The sequence below is a fragment of the Parabacteroides sp. D25 genome (genome assembly GCF_000307475.1).
Taxonomy (GTDB): Bacteria; Bacteroidota; Bacteroidia; order Bacteroidales; family Tannerellaceae; genus Parabacteroides; species Parabacteroides distasonis.
In genome coordinates this window covers 23,871-39,749 of the sequence record NZ_JH976507.1, presented here as the reverse complement: position 1 = coordinate 39,749, position 15,879 = coordinate 23,871, and the positions used below count along the sequence as shown (strand labels likewise).

The 15,879-nt window shown below is 44.4% G+C and carries 18 protein-coding genes and 1 tRNA gene; 14 read left to right on the top strand and 5 right to left on the bottom strand.

The window, feature by feature from the left end; genetic code table 11:
* Positions 1–18: 18 nt before the first annotated feature.
* From HMPREF0999_RS17740 to HMPREF0999_RS17705, 8 genes are all read left to right on the top strand, one after another.
* Positions 19–92: transfer RNA gene (locus HMPREF0999_RS17740), tRNA-Thr, on the top strand.
* Between the two features lie 126 nt (positions 93–218).
* On the top strand, positions 219–749 hold the full coding sequence (locus tag HMPREF0999_RS17735; RefSeq protein WP_008774125.1) for a DUF4199 domain-containing protein: 531 nt from the start codon (positions 219–221) through the stop codon (positions 747–749).
* A gap of 21 nt (positions 750–770) precedes the next feature.
* Positions 771–1,721, top strand: a complete 951-nt coding sequence (locus tag HMPREF0999_RS17730) for a glycosyltransferase family 2 protein (RefSeq protein ID WP_005865808.1) — start codon at positions 771–773, stop codon at positions 1,719–1,721.
* Complete coding sequence (locus HMPREF0999_RS17725; protein WP_009276537.1) at positions 1,718–2,239, top strand: nitroreductase family protein; 522 nt, start codon at positions 1,718–1,720, stop codon at positions 2,237–2,239. Before HMPREF0999_RS17730 ends, HMPREF0999_RS17725 begins: the two co-directional genes overlap by 4 nt.
* A gap of 1 nt (position 2,240) precedes the next feature.
* On the top strand, positions 2,241–2,807 hold the full coding sequence (locus HMPREF0999_RS17720; protein ID WP_008774127.1) for a manganese efflux pump MntP family protein: 567 nt from the start codon (positions 2,241–2,243) through the stop codon (positions 2,805–2,807).
* 44 nt (positions 2,808–2,851) lie between these two features.
* Positions 2,852–4,576: a dihydroxy-acid dehydratase gene (ilvD, locus tag HMPREF0999_RS17715; protein ID WP_009276536.1), complete on the top strand. Its 1,725-nt coding sequence runs from the start codon at positions 2,852–2,854 to the stop codon at positions 4,574–4,576.
* Positions 4,577–4,598: 22 nt separating this feature from the next.
* On the top strand, positions 4,599–5,630 hold the full coding sequence (locus HMPREF0999_RS17710) for an FAD:protein FMN transferase (protein ID WP_008780771.1): 1,032 nt from the start codon (positions 4,599–4,601) through the stop codon (positions 5,628–5,630).
* 8 nt (positions 5,631–5,638) lie between these two features.
* Positions 5,639–6,016: a hypothetical protein gene (locus HMPREF0999_RS17705; RefSeq protein ID WP_005861536.1), complete on the top strand. Its 378-nt coding sequence runs from the start codon at positions 5,639–5,641 to the stop codon at positions 6,014–6,016.
* Between the two features lie 2 nt (positions 6,017–6,018).
* Here HMPREF0999_RS17705 and HMPREF0999_RS17700 read toward each other — a convergent pair whose 3' ends face one another.
* The 4 genes from HMPREF0999_RS17700 to HMPREF0999_RS17685 are packed head-to-tail and all read right to left on the bottom strand — an operon-like array spanning position 6,019 to position 8,476.
* Positions 6,019–6,600, bottom strand: coding sequence for a Maf-like protein (locus HMPREF0999_RS17700; protein WP_005861534.1), 582 nt, complete (start codon positions 6,598–6,600; stop codon positions 6,019–6,021).
* A 37-nt stretch (positions 6,601–6,637) separates the two neighbouring features.
* A complete protein-coding gene (locus HMPREF0999_RS17695) occupies positions 6,638–7,159 on the bottom strand; it encodes a KdsC family phosphatase (protein ID WP_005861532.1) in 522 nt (173 codons plus the stop codon).
* Positions 7,152–7,919 carry a Rossmann-like and DUF2520 domain-containing protein gene (locus tag HMPREF0999_RS17690; protein ID WP_009276534.1) on the bottom strand — a complete coding sequence of 256 codons (768 nt, stop codon included), beginning with the start codon at positions 7,917–7,919 and terminating at the stop codon, positions 7,152–7,154. The genes HMPREF0999_RS17695 and HMPREF0999_RS17690 overlap by 8 nt, the downstream gene beginning before the upstream one ends.
* Positions 7,916–8,476, bottom strand: coding sequence for a nitroreductase family protein (locus HMPREF0999_RS17685; protein ID WP_009276533.1), 561 nt, complete (start codon positions 8,474–8,476; stop codon positions 7,916–7,918). Before HMPREF0999_RS17685 ends, HMPREF0999_RS17690 begins: the two co-directional genes overlap by 4 nt.
* Positions 8,477–8,597: 121 nt before the next feature.
* Here HMPREF0999_RS17685 and HMPREF0999_RS17680 point away from each other — a divergent pair, with 121 nt between their 5' ends.
* From HMPREF0999_RS17680 to HMPREF0999_RS17655, 6 genes are all read left to right on the top strand, one after another.
* Positions 8,598–11,009: a TonB-dependent receptor gene (locus HMPREF0999_RS17680; RefSeq protein WP_009276532.1), complete on the top strand. Its 2,412-nt coding sequence runs from the start codon at positions 8,598–8,600 to the stop codon at positions 11,007–11,009.
* Positions 11,010–11,137: 128 nt separating this feature from the next.
* Positions 11,138–11,548, top strand: a complete 411-nt coding sequence (gene mce, locus HMPREF0999_RS17675) for a methylmalonyl-CoA epimerase (RefSeq protein ID WP_005861524.1) — start codon at positions 11,138–11,140, stop codon at positions 11,546–11,548.
* Between the two features lie 36 nt (positions 11,549–11,584).
* The gene (locus HMPREF0999_RS17670) at positions 11,585–13,138 is read left to right on the top strand and encodes an acyl-CoA carboxylase subunit beta (protein ID WP_005861522.1); all 1,554 of its coding nucleotides are present in this window, start codon (positions 11,585–11,587) and stop codon (positions 13,136–13,138) included.
* 21 nt (positions 13,139–13,159) lie between these two features.
* The gene (locus HMPREF0999_RS17665) at positions 13,160–14,047 is read left to right on the top strand and encodes an OadG family transporter subunit (RefSeq protein WP_009276531.1); all 888 of its coding nucleotides are present in this window, start codon (positions 13,160–13,162) and stop codon (positions 14,045–14,047) included.
* 21 nt (positions 14,048–14,068) lie between these two features.
* Positions 14,069–14,500, top strand: a complete 432-nt coding sequence (locus tag HMPREF0999_RS17660; protein ID WP_005865787.1) for a biotin/lipoyl-containing protein — start codon at positions 14,069–14,071, stop codon at positions 14,498–14,500.
* A 4-nt stretch (positions 14,501–14,504) separates the two neighbouring features.
* The gene (locus HMPREF0999_RS17655) at positions 14,505–15,665 is read left to right on the top strand and encodes a sodium ion-translocating decarboxylase subunit beta (protein ID WP_005861516.1); all 1,161 of its coding nucleotides are present in this window, start codon (positions 14,505–14,507) and stop codon (positions 15,663–15,665) included.
* A gap of 66 nt (positions 15,666–15,731) precedes the next feature.
* Here the strand turns inward: HMPREF0999_RS17655 and HMPREF0999_RS22770 are convergent, their stop codons facing one another.
* Entirely contained in the window at positions 15,732–15,878 is a 147-nt protein-coding gene (locus tag HMPREF0999_RS22770; protein WP_005861514.1) for a hypothetical protein, read from the bottom strand.
* Position 15,879: the final 1 nt, after the last annotated feature.

The following is a 15,879-nucleotide window of genomic DNA, read 5'->3' as shown; positions in this document are numbered from 1 at the left end:
TAGTAAGCTTACCCACCTGCCTCTTTAGCTCAGTTGGCCAGAGCACGTGATTTGTAATCTCGGGGTCGTTGGTTCGAATCCGACAAGAGGCTCAGATAAAACACAACTTAAAAGGAAGCTTATACGTAGGCTTCCTTTTTTCTATTTTAGACATAATATAGTTGCGCATTTGCATTAATATATTAACTTTGCTGATAAGAATTCAAAACAGCAACATCATGGAAGAGAATAAGAATTTACTTTTAAAAGGCGCTATGACTTATGGTTTGGCCATGGGCATATATTGGGTAGTGAAATACATCTTTTTCATCTTCAGCGTTTCCGTCCCCTCCTTGAGTCTTGTCTATTGGCTATTGACGCTCGCCGTCCCTTTCATCGCCTACTACATGACGAAAAGATATCGGCACGACATCGGTGGAAGGATCAGTTTCTTTCATGCATGGAGATTCGGCACGATGTTGTATTTTTTCGCCGCATTGATCGTCTCGCTTGAATACTTTGTCTTTTATCAGTTCATCGCCCCACCTGATTTCGTGGCAAATGCGATCGGACAATTAACGACTGCATTAAAAGATAGCCAAGTTAGCTCGGATATGCTCGACTCGCTCAGCAATATTCGCATCTCGCCAATCCATATGGCCATACAAGGAATATTTAATAACGTATTTTACGGCATCATACTTTCTATACCGGTAGCGGCTCTCTTGTGCAGGAACAATTCGACTGGTTCCATCACTGAAAACCGCTAAAAAGTTAATTACAGACAAATAATGGACATATCAGTTGTTATCCCGTTGTATAACGAAGCCGAGTCTTTACCCGAGTTATTCTCGTGGATAGAGCGGGTGATGAAAGAACATAATTATACCTACGAAGTCATTTTCGTGAATGACGGTAGTACGGATAATTCTTGGGAAGTGATCGAGGAGTTGAAACAACGTTCTCCACATATCCGGGGAATCAAGTTCCGTCGCAACTACGGCAAGTCGCCGGGATTGCACTGCGGATTCCAGCGGGCTAAAGGTGACGTAGTCATTACCATGGACGCCGATCTACAGGACAGCCCGGATGAGATACCCGAACTTTACCGGATGATCACCGAAGACGGGTACGATCTGGTATCCGGTTGGAAAAAGAAAAGATATGACCCGTTGTCTAAGACGATCCCCACGAAATTATTCAACGCGACAGCTCGTAAATTCTCGGGAATAAAGAACTTACACGATTTCAATTGCGGATTGAAAGCGTATAAGAATGTTGTCATTAAAAATATAGAGGTGTATAACGATATGCACCGTTACATACCTTATTTAGCTAAGATTGCCGGATTTCACAAGATTGGCGAGAAAGTAGTGAAACATCAAGCCCGCAAGTACGGAACTACTAAATTCGGGTTGGATCGCTTCGTGAACGGTTATCTTGATTTGATCACGCTTTGGTTTACTTCCAAATTCGGAAAGAAACCGATGCACTTCTTCGGTTTATGGGGAAGCGCTATGTTCTTCATTGGTTTTATCGCTCTAGTAATCGTACTCAGCATGAAATTGATCTCGATGTACTCTGGAGATCTAAGACCTTTGGTTACAAGTTCCCCTTATTTCTATATTTCATTGACAGCGATGATTCTGGGAACCCAGATGTTCCTAGCGGGCTTTATCGGGGAGTTGATTTCCCGCAATTCTCCGAATCGCAATAACTATAAAATAGAGGATGAGATATGAGTTTCCTAGAATTAGCGAGAAAACGTTGCTCTATCCGAAAGTATGCCCCCAAAAACGTAGAGCAAGAAAAGATTGATTATATCCTAGAAGCAGCTCGTTTGGCCCCTTCGGCGGTAAATTATCAACCTTGGTATTTTGTATGGGTTCAAAGTGCGGAAGGAAAAGCTAAATTACAAGAATGCTATCCCCGGGAATGGTTCAAGCAAGCGCCTTATTACTTGATCGTTTGCGGAGATCATCAGCAATCTTGGAAACGGAGCGATCATAAGGATCATATGGATATCGATACGGCTATCGCCACGGAACACATTTGTTTAGCCGCTGCCGAACAAGGATTGGGTACTTGTTGGGTTTGCAATTTCGACACGGAGCTTTGCCGTAAACATTTTAAAATTCCGGAAACGATCGAGCCTGTTGTACTGATACCGTTCGGCTATCCTTCCGACCCGGCATTATTCGATGAGACTCCAAAGAAACGTAAGCCCATAGAAGAAATTATTAAACGGGAATCATTCTAGTATGTTATACATTGAAGTTCTGCTACTAGCGATCGGCTTATCCATGGATAGCCTAGCAGTATCAGTTACCGGCGGCGCAGTTCTTAAGAACAACTGCACCGCCGGTAATATTATTAAGATAGCGAGCGTGCTCGGTATATTCCAAGCCGGAATGACCGTGATTGGTTATACGATGGGATTAGGATTCGAAAAATACATTTGCGCCTTCGATCATTGGATCGCATTTACCCTCTTGCTTTACTTAGGTGGAAAAATGATATACGATAGCACGAAGGAAGAGGAGGAAGACGGGAAATTCGATCCTCTATGTAACCGGACATTATGCGGATTGGGAATAGCGACAAGTATCGATGCCCTCGCCGTAGGAATCTCTCTGGCGATCTTAAAATCACCGCTCTTGCTGCAAGCCTCGACTATCGGTGTTGTCACCTTCGCTATCTCTGCCTTCGGCGTCTATTTCGGTAACCGATTCGGCAAGAGAATCGACTTGAAGCTGGACCTCATCGGAGGTTTAATCTTAATCGGTATCGGTACAAAGATTTTGATAGAGCATGTATTCTTTAGCTAGGGATACCTTATTGAATAAATAACCTTATACATTAATTAATAGACATGAAAAGCCAGCAATTACGAAAACTAGCGCCGGAGCTGGATTCACTCCGGCTAGGCAGCGGTTGGAAAATCGACGAATTGAGTAAACCGCAAATCATTGTAGAAAGCAGTTACGGACATAGCCATCCGGGAAGCGCCCATCTGGATAAATTGATGGACGAGGCCGGAATCGGTATAAAGGAAAAGGGGGGACGTGCCGCAAACTACTTCGTCACTGATATTTGTGATGGAGAGGCGCAGGGACACGATGGTATGAACTACTCATTAGTCTCCCGTGATATCATGGCCGCCATGATGGAGATTCATGTAAAAGCGACTCCTTTCGACGCTGGTGTCTTTATAGCCAGTTGCGACAAATCCGTCCCTGCGCATTTGATGGCGATAGCCCGGCTAGATATGCCTGCTATATTCATGCCTGGTGGTATAATGAAAGCCGGTCCCAACCTACTCACGTTAGAACAAATCGGTACCTATAGCGCCCAGTACGAGCGAAAAGAAATAACGGAAGAACAATTCATGGTTTATAAGCGTGACGCATGTCCGGATTGTGGAGCTTGCTCTTTCATGGGCACTGCCTCTACGATGCAAGTAATGGCAGAAGCGCTAGGCATCGCTTTACCGGGTTCCGCCTTGATCCCCGCCCATTTACCCGAGTTAAAAGAAACCGCCCGTAAAGCCGGAGAACATGCGCTCGGACTGGCGAGAGAAGAGTTAAAACCCTCCGATATCATGACGATACAAGCGTTTGAAAATGCGATCATGGTACATGCCGCCATAGCGGGTTCCAGCAACAGCCTGCTTCATCTTCCAGCTATCGCCCATGAACTGGGAATCCAGTTATCACCGGATTTGTTCGACAAGATACATCGTAAGATCCCCTACCTTTTAAATATACGTCCCAGCGGTTTTTGGCCCGGCGAATATTTCTGGTATGCGGGAGGCGTACCGGCGATCATGAAAGAAATCAAGGAATTCCTCCATCTCGATGTCAAGACCGTTACCGGCAGAACATTGGGAGAAAACTTAAAAGATTTACAGCTCAACGGCTTCTATGAGAATTGCCATAAATATCTTCCTGCCCTAGGAGTAAAGGTTGGCGATATTATCAAACCTCTTCACACACCGATCAAGGCACAAGGAGCCATCGCTATATTGAAAGGAAATTTAGCGCCCGAAGGGGCAGTCGTAAAACATTCGGCGATTTCACCCCGCTTGATGCAAGTCACCCTGAAAGCGAGGGTATTCGATTGTGAGGAGAACGCTATTGAGGCGGTATTACAAAAGAAAATCCACCCGGGAGAAGCGGTATTTATCCGTTATGAAGGACCGAAAGGAAGTGGAATGCCAGAAATGTTTTATACGACAGAAGCGATCGCCTCCGATCCTGAGTTGGTAGAGACCATCGCATTGATCACCGACGGTCGTTTCTCCGGAGCGACCCGAGGCCCGGCGATCGGACATGTATCCCCGGAGGCTTCCGAGGGGGGACCGATCGCCTTGGTAGAGAACGATGACTTGATCCGTATCGATATTCCAGCGAGAAGATTGGATATAATCGGTACCGGCGGTATCGAGAGAAGCGCGGAAGAAATAGAAAAGATCCTATCCGAAAGGCGTGCACATTGGATAAAACCAGAGTCACAATATAAAAAAGGAATCCTTGATATTTATACACACAATAGCGTCTCCCCCATGAAAGGGGCATATATGGAATTTTTTATGTAAGTTCGCGACATAAAATTTCATAATGATGCGCAAGAATATTTCCATATTAGTCAGCCTGTTGATCTTATCGCTTACGGCTTGCTCGGACAAGGGCCAATATTTCGAAGAGAGTGGTTCTGTTTTTCATACAAGTTACCACATCAAATACAAGGCCAAGCAAATCCTAACCGATAAGATCGACAGCGAGCTGCAACGTTTTAACCTCTCCTTAAATCCTTTCAACCCCAACTCCACGATCGCTAAAGTCAATAATAACGAGGATGTGGAGGTAGATGAATGGTTTACCGAAGTATTCATTAAGGCGGAAGAAATCTCAAAAAAATCAGGAGGAGCTTTTGATATTACTTGCGCTCCATTAATTAATCTATGGGGATTCGGATTCAGTAAGATGGACAGCGTAACCCCGCAGATGATCGATAGCATCAAGGCTTTCGTCGGTTATCAAAAAGTAAGATTGGAAGGAAAGAAAATCATCAAAGAAGATCCCCGGATTCTATTGAATTGTTCGTCCATCGCAAAAGGTTATGCTTGCGATGTTATCGCCCGCCTGCTGGAAAAAGAAGGCGTAAAGAACTACATGGTAGAAATAGGTGGTGAGGTCACCATGAAAGGCGTAAATCAACAAGGTGACTGTTGGCGAGTCGGCATCAACAAGCCGGAAATAGGGACAAGTGGCGTAACAAATGATGTTGAAGAGATCGTACAATTATGCCAAAAAGGGGGGGTGGCTACTTCTGGTGACTACCGAAACTTCTACATCAAGGATGGTAAGAAATATGCCCATACGATCAATCCAGCGACCGGTTATCCCGCTGGACAAAATATTCTTAGTGCGACAATCGTGGCGGAAGATTGTATGACAGCAGACGCTTACGCTACGACTTTCATGGTTTTGGGAGTCGAGAAAGCGAAGCTACTGGCACAATCCATCCCCCAAATAGAGTATTTCATTATTTATGCGGACAACAACGGACAACAGAAAGTCACCTACTCAAAAGGTATGTTGGAATACCTTCCTAACAGAAAAACATTGGCTATCCTCGAAAATCCTTAAGTTCCTACATGAAGCGTTATCTAAATCAACTTGAATGCAAAATACTGAGAGCCGGAGATTCCCTGTTTAATTCCACAACCACGGATAACCTATTAATCTTCGTATTTTCGGGAAAACTTATTATTTACAGCCAAGAAGGGACACATATAGCGGAAGTGGCAAAAGATCATTTCATGCTACTTGCGCAAAACACCAATCATAAGGTTATAGCCTCAGCCCCTACCCGCCTTATCTTAATACATGCGGGCAGTCTATCCGACATGATCATAAATGACCCGGAATGGAATGTGGAGAAACCGGTCGTCTTACCGATTCCCCCAGCCTTAGCGCACACATTAAATCAGATAGAATATTATATGAAGGATAAATACTTTACCTTGAATTGAGATTAAAAATGTTTCAATTCCTGATAAAGCTTTTGCACAGGTAATCCCATCACGTTATAAAAACTACCATTGATAGCCTCTACCCCGATATAACCGATCCACTCCTGAATGCCATACCCTCCCGCTTTATCATAAGGTTTATATTTATCCAAATAATAATTAATCTCTTCATCACCCAATTTAGCGAAACAAACCGCAGATTCGACGGAAAAGCCTACATTTTTGTCCTTCGTCATGATACAAACACCGGTTATTACCTGATGTACATGATCCGACAAAGCATGAAGCATAGCATAAGCTTCCTCTCGATTCGCAGGCTTTCCCATAACCCCGTCAAACGTCCAAACGATCGTATCTGCCGTGATTAGCAATTCATCATCCGCCATAGTCGGTTTATAGGCCTCCGCTTTCGAACGGGCAATATATAAAGGGATCTCCATGGAGTCAATAGAATCCGGATAAGACTCGTCAATATCCGAAATTACCCTCACCTCGAAGTCGATATCCAGACCAGATAACAAATTCCGTCGTCTCGGAGAATTAGAGGCTAAGACGATCTTGTACTTTTTTAAATTCTCTAACATAACCTATTCGATTAAGCGTTACACATTCACCAAAATTTTACCACCCAAAAGCCTCCTCGCCGAACCAGTGTCCTTGAGCCCGCATCGTTTGCTCGATCACGTCCCTAGCTACGCCTTCGCCACCTCGCCGGGAGGATATATATTTCGCTATCTCCTTGATCTCCGGAGCCGCATCCGCAGGCGCCACCGGCAATCCGACTCGCGTCATTACCTCATAATCAGGAATATCATCACCCGCATACATGATGTGCTCAGGAGACAAGCCCGTTTTTTCCATGAAATCCTTAAAGTCATGCACCTTTACAGCGCTACGCATATAAATATGTTGTATTCCTAAACGAGAAAAGCGAATCTGTACGGCTTCCGTATATCCGCCCGTAATTATAGCGACCTCATAACCTTTCTTCACGGCCAATTGCAAGGCATAGCCATCCTTGATATTGACAGTACGCATCGGATCGCCATTCGGGTGAAGCGGAATCACATCGCAGGATAGCACCCCGTCTACATCAAAGACAAAAGCCTTTATTTTTCTCAAATCATAGTTTATACTACTCATGTCGAGCCTCCTTATGTATACTTCGGCTAATCAGCTCATATAGATTTCGCATATCCGGATCTTTAAGCATAGCCATATGTTTGTTTATCACATTCTCGTCATATCGTATAGCTGGTCCCGTTTGGGCTCGCACCGGCGACATTACATGTACCTTAGCGGCTGTCTCGTCTATCAAAGGTAGCAAGACCTCTCCCGGTATTTGCTGTTCTTCCAAGATCTTTTCAGCTAGCGCATACATATGATTCGTAAAATTACAAGCGAAAACCGCCGCTAAATGTAAGTTCTTTCGCTTCTCGGAGGAGAGGAAACGGACATCACTGGAGAGCGCCCTAGCCACCTCGCCCAGCACCTTCTCATCTTCAGACGAGTTCGCCTCTAAAAAGAACGGTATTTTCTTGAAATCCACTTCCCTACTCTTACTAAACGTTTGTAACGGATAAACCACCCCATATCTAGCCGTAAGACCTTCAAATACAGAGATAGGCATACTCCCTGCCGTATGCACCCACAAACCGTTATTCGGTTTTACACGGGCGATAACATCTTGGAGCACGGCATCTTTCAAAGAGAAAACATACAAGTCGGCATCTTCCACAATCTCTTCCGGGATCACGGTCCACCCACATCCCAATTCATCAGCTAAAATCTTAGCATGCTCGCTTGTGTGACTATATACTTGCCCGATACTCATTCCAGACTTACGCATTTCCAACGAAAGCCGGGTAGCTAAGTTTCCGGCACCAACAAATACGACTCTCATTCTCCCGTCTCTTTATTTTCTTCCGGAAGAGAGAACTTTCCTATATGTATCTTCTCCCATTGTAAATGGGATTCATCAAAAGGCTTACGAACCTGATCCTTATAACCGATACCAATGATAGACAAGACATCCAATTGATAAGGGATATCCAGCAACGAACGAACATAATTATTCGAATCCTCCTCGTCCTCTGTTACCCGGTTCCGGATCTGACACCAGCAACTGCCCAATCCCAAATCCTCTGCTTGCAATTGCATATAAATAGAAGCGACCGAAGCGTCCTCGATCCAAACATCGCTTTCCATCACATTCGCCAAGACAACCACGGCCAAGGCACAACCCTCCAGAAAAGCGGAACCATTTTTCTTACACCCGGCAAGTTTCTTCAACATTTCCTTATCTTCCACGACCACGAACTGCCAAGGATTACTACGTTTTGAGGCCGGAGCCATCAACGCCGCCTTCAAGATCAGTTCTACCTGCTCGGGTGAAAGTAGTTGTTCGGTAAACTTACGTGTACTTCTTCTATTTTGTATAAGTGTTGCAAAACTCTCCATTTTTTTCGTTCTTTGTACTCTTTTAATATTAAGATTCGCAAATATAAATATAATTTTTTGCACCCATATATACGTATCGTTCTTTTTTCTCGTTAGTATTTTTATAATTGAACAATAGATTATGAAGATTCGTGCGATAGCCGCGCTGCTATTTATACTTATTTCCGTGAGTGCCTTTGGCGAAGGCCGCATAAAAATCACTGGTTATGTCCGTGACGCCGACGGTAACCCTCTGGAATTAGTGAATGTCCGGGTTAAGAACACGTTGATCGGCTCCATGACCAACGAGAAGGGATATTATTCCTTTTCCATATCGCCGGGGGATTCTATCTCCATTATTTACTCTTGTCTGGGATATAATAAAGCTGAACGTATCATTCCTTCAGCACAAGCCGATATGCGCCTGAACGTACAGATGAACTATACCTCATTTGATTTAGGGGAAGTATCTGTTACTGCCATCCGCAAGCAGACCACGACCATGGAGTCCCTAAATGCGGACAAAATCAAGTTATTGCCCGATCCTTCCGGAGGTAGTATAGAGAGCTTGGTCGTTACGTTTGCCGGAGTATCGTCCAATAACGAGTTAAGTTCCCAGTATTCCGTACGTGGAGGTAGTTATGATGAAAATATCGTTTATGTGAATGGGATCGAGGTATTCCGTCCACTTCTGATTCGCTCGGGACAACAAGAGGGCCTTAGCTTTATCAATCCGGACCTAACGGAGGCGGTCAATTTCGCCGCCGGTGGCTTCGAGGCTCGTTACGGAGACAAGATGAGTTCTGTGCTGGATATTACCTATAAAAGACCTAAGATATTCGAAGGCTCGGCTTCTGCGAGCTTGTTGGGCGCGAATGCTTATGTAGGCAGTTCTATCGGTAAATTTACCCAAGTAACGGGTTTCCGCTTTAAAAGCGGTCGGTCTATTTTGGGTACCATGGATACAGACGCAGAATACGACCCTAAATTTATCGATTTGCAAACTTACATCACGTACCAATTGGCCCCTAAATGGGAAATCAATTTCTTGGGAAACCTCGCTAACAATAATTATAAATTCACCCCTTATAGCCGGGAAACCTCTTTCGGTACAGCCGAGCATCCCAAGAACTTCAAAGTCTATTTCGACGGAAGGGAAAGAGACCGTTTCCAAACCTTATTCGGTGCGCTTACATTGAAACACAACCCCAATGAGAACACAGAGTTGGGACTTCAAGCCTCCGCTTTCAAAAGCAAGGAAGAAGAGGGATACGATATCGCCGGAGAATATTGGCTGAGCGAGAACGGAGCGGAAAATCCGAATGACGACGCGTCAGCCGCCATGTCCGTAGGCCGTTATCACGAGCACGCACGAAACCGTTTGAACTCCACCGTCATGAATGTCGGGCACTATGGGATGGCCCGCCTTTTAAACAATACGTTGAAATGGGGAGCCACGGTACAAATGGAGAAAATCAATGATAAGATCAGTGAATGGGAAAAAAGGGATTCCTCAGGTTATTCTTTGCCCCAAACCGGTAATAACGTAAGTGTATATTCGAACCTCTTTTCTGATAATCAGATAGAAAGCACACGCTTTTCCGCTTATGCGCAAGACGCATTCAAATTCAGGACCAAGCAAGGTCTGTTCACGTTAGTCGCAGGGGTTAGAGGTAGTTATTGGACTTATAATAAGGAGTTCCTTTTCAGTCCCCGTGCCTCATTGGGCTTTATCCCGAACTTCGACCAAGACTTGACGCTCCGTTTCGCCACCGGACTGTATTATCAATCGCCCTTCTACAAGGAATTACGTAAAGTAGACAAAGATAAGAACGGCAATAATATCACGGTATTGAACAAAGATCTAAAGTCACAACGCTCCATCCATTTCATATTGGGAGGAGATTATACGTTCCGTGCCGTAGACCGGAATTTCAAGGTGACCGCCGAGATGTACTATAAAAAGCTGGACAATCTGAATCCCTACACCGTAGATAACGTCAAGATCCGCTATTACGGTGAGAACTGCGCCAAAGGTTACGCCATGGGACTCGATGTCAAATTCTTCGGAGAATTCGTACCGGGTACCGACTCATGGATCAGCTTCTCCTTGATGAAAGCCCAGCAAACCATCCGGGAAACAACGACCGTTCCTATGGCCAATAGCCAAGGCTACAACATCTCACTCTTCTTCCAAGATTATTTCCCGGGCTATAAACGAGTCAAGCTAAATCTGAAAGGAGTTCTATCCGGAGGACTTCCCCAGACAATCCCGGGCAAAGGATACGAAGCCGGCTATTTCCGTACGCCCGCCTACAAACGTGTAGATATCGGCCTCTCCTATCAATTGGCAGGAGGCACGGACGCTATCATGGACAGGGGCTTCTTCCGCCATTTGAAAAACATTTGGCTAGGTCTGGATGTGTTTAACATATTAGACATCAAAAACGTTAGTTCCTACTATTGGATAACAGATGTATATAATGTCCAATACGCAGTTCCAAACTATCTGACCGGACGTCAATTGAACGTTCGTCTGATTGTCGATTTTTAATAAAATGTATCTTTAAACACATTTACTGGGAGATAAAAACAAAAAATTATTTCCTCATTCATAAAAAGTAGTGTACATTTGCACACAATAGAAACAAACATTTACTAAATCTTTAAATTATTATTGACATGGAACTTACACATATCGAACATTTAGGTATCGCAGTGAAGAGTATCGAGGCTTGTTTACCCTATTATGAAGGCGTTCTTGGATTAAAATGCTACAATATCGAAGTAGTAGCAGACCAAAAAGTAAAAACCGCATTTTTCAAGGTAGGACAGACTAAGATTGAACTACTAGAGCCGACCAGCGAAGATAGCACGATCGCGAAATTTATCGAGAAAAAAGGTGAAGGTATCCACCATATCGCATTCGCGGTACCTGATGTACAGGCAGCTTTGAACGAGGCTGAGGAAAAAGGCGTTAAATTAATCGATAAAGCTCCTCGTGGTGGCGCGGAAGGCTTGAACATCGCTTTCCTTCACCCGAAATCAACTTGCAGCGTATTGACAGAACTTTGCATGCCGGGCAACAAATAATTAATCCGTTCATTTCTAACAACAAATCAAAATACAATGAGTAACCAGCTTGAAAAAGTAAAAGAGCTCATCGCACTTCGTGAGCAAGCTCGCTTGGGTGGAGGAGAGAAAAGAATCGAATCACAGCACAAAAAAGGCAAATATACCGCTCGTGAGCGTATCGCCATGTTGCTTGACGAAGGTAGTTTCGAGGAATTCGACATGTTTGTTCAACACCGTTGTACAAACTTCGGTATCGAGAAAACTAAATATTTAGGCGATGGTATCGTAACAGGTTATGGTACGATCGACGGACGTTTGGTATATATCTTCGCTCAAGATTTCACCGTATTCGGTGGAGCCTTGTCTGAGGCTTTGGCTATGAAAATCTGTAAAGTAATGGATCAAGCCATGAAGATGGGCGCTCCCGTTATCGGTTTGAACGACTCTGGTGGAGCTCGTATCCAAGAAGGTGTAAACGCCTTGGCAGGATACGCAGAGATTTTCCAACGTAACATCTTGGCTTCCGGTGTTGTTCCTCAGATTTCCGGTATCTTCGGCCCTTGCGCCGGTGGAGCCGTTTATTCTCCGGCTTTGACAGACTTCAACATCATGACACGTGGTACCAGCTATATGTTCTTGACTGGTCCGAAAGTCGTAAAAACCGTAACAGGTGAGGATGTAACCCAAGAGCAGTTGGGTGGAGCCAGCGTACACACTACAAAATCGGGTGTAGCCCATTTCGCTGTTGATACGGAAGAGGATGGTTTGCAATTGATTCGTAAATTGCTCAGCTTCTTACCTCAGAACAACTTAGAGGAAACGCCGTTAGTTGAGTGTAAAGACCCGATCGATCGTTTGGACGATGTATTGAATGATATCATTCCCGATAACGCTAACCAATCTTACGATATGTATGAGGTTATCGGTACAATCGTCGATAACAACGAGTTTCTAGAGGTTCATGCGGATTACGCTAAGAATATCATCGTAGGTTTCGCTCGTTTCAACGGACAATCTGTCGGTATCGTAGCCAACCAGCCGAAGGTTATGGCAGGATGCTTGGATAGCAACGCATCTCGTAAAGCAGGTCGCTTCGTTCGTTTCTGCGACGCTTTCAATATTCCTTTGGTAACATTGGTTGACGTTCCGGGATTCCTTCCGGGTACAGGTCAGGAATACAACGGTGTAATCCTTCATGGCGCTAAATTGCTTTACGCTTATGGTGAGGCCACCGTTCCTAAGATTACCGTTACATTGCGTAAGTCTTACGGTGGAGCTTATTGCGTGATGAGTTCTAAACATTTACGTGGTGATATGAATTACGCATGGCCGACAGCCGAGATCGCTGTTATGGGCCCGAGCGGTGCCGTAGAGGTTATCTTCGCCAAGGAAGTAGCAGCCGCTGAAGATCCGAAAGCATGCGCAGCAGAGAAAGAAGCTGAATATAAGAAAGCATTCGCTAATCCTTATAACGCAGCTCAATACGGTTATATCGACGATGTTATCGAACCACGTAACACTCGTTTCCGTATTATTCGTGCTTTGCAGCAATTGCAGACTAAGAAGTTAAGCAATCCTGCTAAGAAACATGATAACCTGCCTCTATAATCCGTAAAACAGGAGATGAATATGATAAATAAGAAAATAGGGGTATTGCTACTGTTCGCTTTGCTCATTTCATTCGGGGCAAAGGCACAGCGCGCAACCTCCATGCGAATTAATGAAGTATTGGTTATCAACGAGGATAACTTCGTTGATGACTATGGCAAACGTCATGGCTGGATTGAGTTGTTCAACACTTCGGCCGGAACGGTAAATATCGCGGGATGTTATTTGACAGACGACAAAAACAATCCCATGAAATATCCGATCCCGAAGGGAGACGTATTAACTCAGATCCAACCCCGCCAGCACACACTATTTTGGGCTGACGGACAGCCGGACAGAGGTACATTCCACGTTAACTTCGTATTAGATCCCTCTAAGGAGAATTATATAGCTCTGTATGATGCAGATGGTAAAACATTGATCGACGAAGTTACGATCCCTGCCGGACAAATGGCTGATATCAGTTACGGTAGAGTGATCGATGGTAAAGATGAATGGGCACAGCTGAAGAAAGTTACTCCCAGTACGAATAACCTAACATTGGATTCTAATGAGAAAATCGATAATTTCAAACAGAATGACTCTTTAGGTATCGGTATGACCATTACCGCTATGGCTGTAGTGTTCTTGGGATTATTTTTGTTATACATCATCTTTAAGCAGATCGGTAGATTGTCTATATCCGCAAGCAAACGTAACGCTCAGAAAGCTGCGGGAACAACAAGTGTATCGGTTGACGCCGGACAAGAGTCTGGTGAGATCTTCGCCGCTATCGCTACCGCTTTGTACGAGATGAGTGATGACAATCATGACATCGAGCACACGGTTCTTACGATCCACAAGGTACAAAGGACTTATTCTCCTTGGAGTTCAAAACTCTACGGTTTGCGTCAAACCCCACATAAGTAATTATCTAAAAACGAACAAAGAATGAAAAGTTTTAAATATACCATTAACGGTAACGTATATAAAGTACACATCAATTCTGTAGTGGATGACATCGCAGATGTTGAAGTAAATGGTACACCTTATCAAGTAAAATTAGAGAAACCGGCGAAGAAACAAATGGTTACATTGAAACGTCCGGCTCAAGCACCGACAACAGCAAGTGGCGACCCTGTAGTTACTCGTCCGGCAGCCTCTACTACACAAGGCGCTGTTAAGACTCCGCTACCAGGTGTTATCTTGCAGGTTAAGTGCAACGTAGGTGATACAGTGAAGAGAGGTCAAACATTGATTATCCTTGAGGCTATGAAGATGGAGAACAACATCAACGCAGACCGTGACGGTAAGATTATAGAAATTAAAGTACACAAGGGAGACTCTGTGCTAGAAGGTGCTGATCTCGTAGTAATCGGATAAGACTATGCAAGAGAGCTTTTTAACATTCTTAGGTGAGAACTTACAACTGTTCCTTACCTATACAGGTGTATACAACGCTACTCCGGGACATCTCATCATGATTCTGGTAGGTCTGTTGTTTATATTCCTGGCGATTAAATATGAGTTTGAACCGATGCTTTTGATCCCTATCGGATTTGGTATCTTGATCGGTAATATTCCTTTCAAGGACGCAGGTCTTCAGGTAGGTATTTATGAGCAAGGGTCTGTACTGAACATCCTCTATCAGGGTGTGACCTCTGGATGGTATCCGCCATTGATCTTCCTCGGTATCGGGGCCATGACCGACTTCTCCGCATTGATCTCCAATCCTAAGTTGATGTTGATCGGTGCAGCGGCTCAGTTCGGTATCTTTGGTGCTTATACGATTGCTCTTCAAATGGGATTTGAGCCGAACCAAGCAGGTGCTATCGGTATTATCGGTGGTGCTGACGGTCCGACGGCTATCTTCCTTTCTTCTAAGTTAGCGCCAAACTTAATGGGTGCGATCGCGGTATCCGCTTACTCATACATGGCGTTGGTTCCTATTATCCAACCGCCGTTCATGAGATTGCTTACGACTAAGAAAGAGCGTTTGATCCGTATGAAACCGCCGAGAGCCGTTTCTTCCACGGAAAAAATTATCTTCCCGATCGTTGGTTTGTTGCTTACTTGCTTCTTGGTTCCGTCCGGTTTACCATTGTTAGGTATGCTATTCTTCGGAAACTTATTGAAAGAAAGTGGCGTGACTCGTCGTTTGGCAGAGACTGCTCGTGGTCCGCTGATCGATACAATCACGATCTTATTGGGTATCACGGTAGGTGCTTCTACCCAAGCTACTCAATTCTTAACATTGAACTCTATCAAGATCTTCGGTTTAGGAGCATTGTCTTTCGTGATCGCGACTTGTGCCGGTGTATTGTTCGTTAAATTGTTCAATTTAATATTGAAAGACGGTAACAAGATTAACCCGCTTATCGGTAACGCTGGTGTATCTGCTGTTCCAGACTCAGCTCGTATCTCTCAAGTCGTAGGTTTGGAATATGACCCGACCAACTACTTGTTGATGCATGCTATGGGTCCGAACGTAGCAGGTGTAATCGGTTCCGCTGTAGCTGCCGGTATCTTGCTAGGATTCCTTGGTTAATAAAACAACTATCTATATTAAAAAAGGCGAGGTCCGAAAGGATCCCGCCTTTTTATGTTATTGTTCTCAGTTAGCTTGCTCTATAGGAACCGGACTAATCTCCGTACTCGTATCCTCCACCAACGTTGTCCCGAGGAACAACCAGATCATCAAAAGGATTATAGCGACAACCACACCAAATACCAATAGCGTATTCACACTTTTCTTTCTCATG

Excerpts from the sequence above, each read along its gene's own strand:
- HMPREF0999_RS17735 (WP_008774125.1), top strand. The coding sequence starts at position 219 with ATGGAAGAGAATAAGAATTTACTTTTAAAAGGCGCTATGACTTATGGT.
- HMPREF0999_RS17730 (WP_005865808.1), top strand. The coding sequence starts at position 771 with ATGGACATATCAGTTGTTATCCCGTTGTATAACGAAGCCGAGTCTTTA.
- HMPREF0999_RS17725 (WP_009276537.1), top strand. The coding sequence starts at position 1,718 with ATGAGTTTCCTAGAATTAGCGAGAAAACGTTGCTCTATCCGAAAGTAT.
- HMPREF0999_RS17720 (WP_008774127.1), top strand. The coding sequence starts at position 2,241 with ATGTTATACATTGAAGTTCTGCTACTAGCGATCGGCTTATCCATGGAT.
- ilvD (WP_009276536.1), top strand. The coding sequence starts at position 2,852 with ATGAAAAGCCAGCAATTACGAAAACTAGCGCCGGAGCTGGATTCACTC.
- HMPREF0999_RS17710 (WP_008780771.1), top strand. The coding sequence starts at position 4,599 with ATGATGCGCAAGAATATTTCCATATTAGTCAGCCTGTTGATCTTATCG.
- HMPREF0999_RS17705 (WP_005861536.1), top strand. The coding sequence starts at position 5,639 with ATGAAGCGTTATCTAAATCAACTTGAATGCAAAATACTGAGAGCCGGA.
- HMPREF0999_RS17700 (WP_005861534.1), bottom strand. The coding sequence starts at position 6,600 with ATGTTAGAGAATTTAAAAAAGTACAAGATCGTCTTAGCCTCTAATTCT.
- HMPREF0999_RS17695 (WP_005861532.1), bottom strand. The coding sequence starts at position 7,159 with ATGAGTAGTATAAACTATGATTTGAGAAAAATAAAGGCTTTTGTCTTT.
- HMPREF0999_RS17690 (WP_009276534.1), bottom strand. The coding sequence starts at position 7,919 with ATGAGAGTCGTATTTGTTGGTGCCGGAAACTTAGCTACCCGGCTTTCG.
- HMPREF0999_RS17685 (WP_009276533.1), bottom strand. The coding sequence starts at position 8,476 with ATGGAGAGTTTTGCAACACTTATACAAAATAGAAGAAGTACACGTAAG.
- HMPREF0999_RS17680 (WP_009276532.1), top strand. The coding sequence starts at position 8,598 with ATGAAGATTCGTGCGATAGCCGCGCTGCTATTTATACTTATTTCCGTG.
- mce (WP_005861524.1), top strand. The coding sequence starts at position 11,138 with ATGGAACTTACACATATCGAACATTTAGGTATCGCAGTGAAGAGTATC.
- HMPREF0999_RS17670 (WP_005861522.1), top strand. The coding sequence starts at position 11,585 with ATGAGTAACCAGCTTGAAAAAGTAAAAGAGCTCATCGCACTTCGTGAG.
- HMPREF0999_RS17665 (WP_009276531.1), top strand. The coding sequence starts at position 13,160 with ATGATAAATAAGAAAATAGGGGTATTGCTACTGTTCGCTTTGCTCATT.
- HMPREF0999_RS17660 (WP_005865787.1), top strand. The coding sequence starts at position 14,069 with ATGAAAAGTTTTAAATATACCATTAACGGTAACGTATATAAAGTACAC.
- HMPREF0999_RS17655 (WP_005861516.1), top strand. The coding sequence starts at position 14,505 with ATGCAAGAGAGCTTTTTAACATTCTTAGGTGAGAACTTACAACTGTTC.
- HMPREF0999_RS22770 (WP_005861514.1), bottom strand. The coding sequence starts at position 15,878 with ATGAGAAAGAAAAGTGTGAATACGCTATTGGTATTTGGTGTGGTTGTC.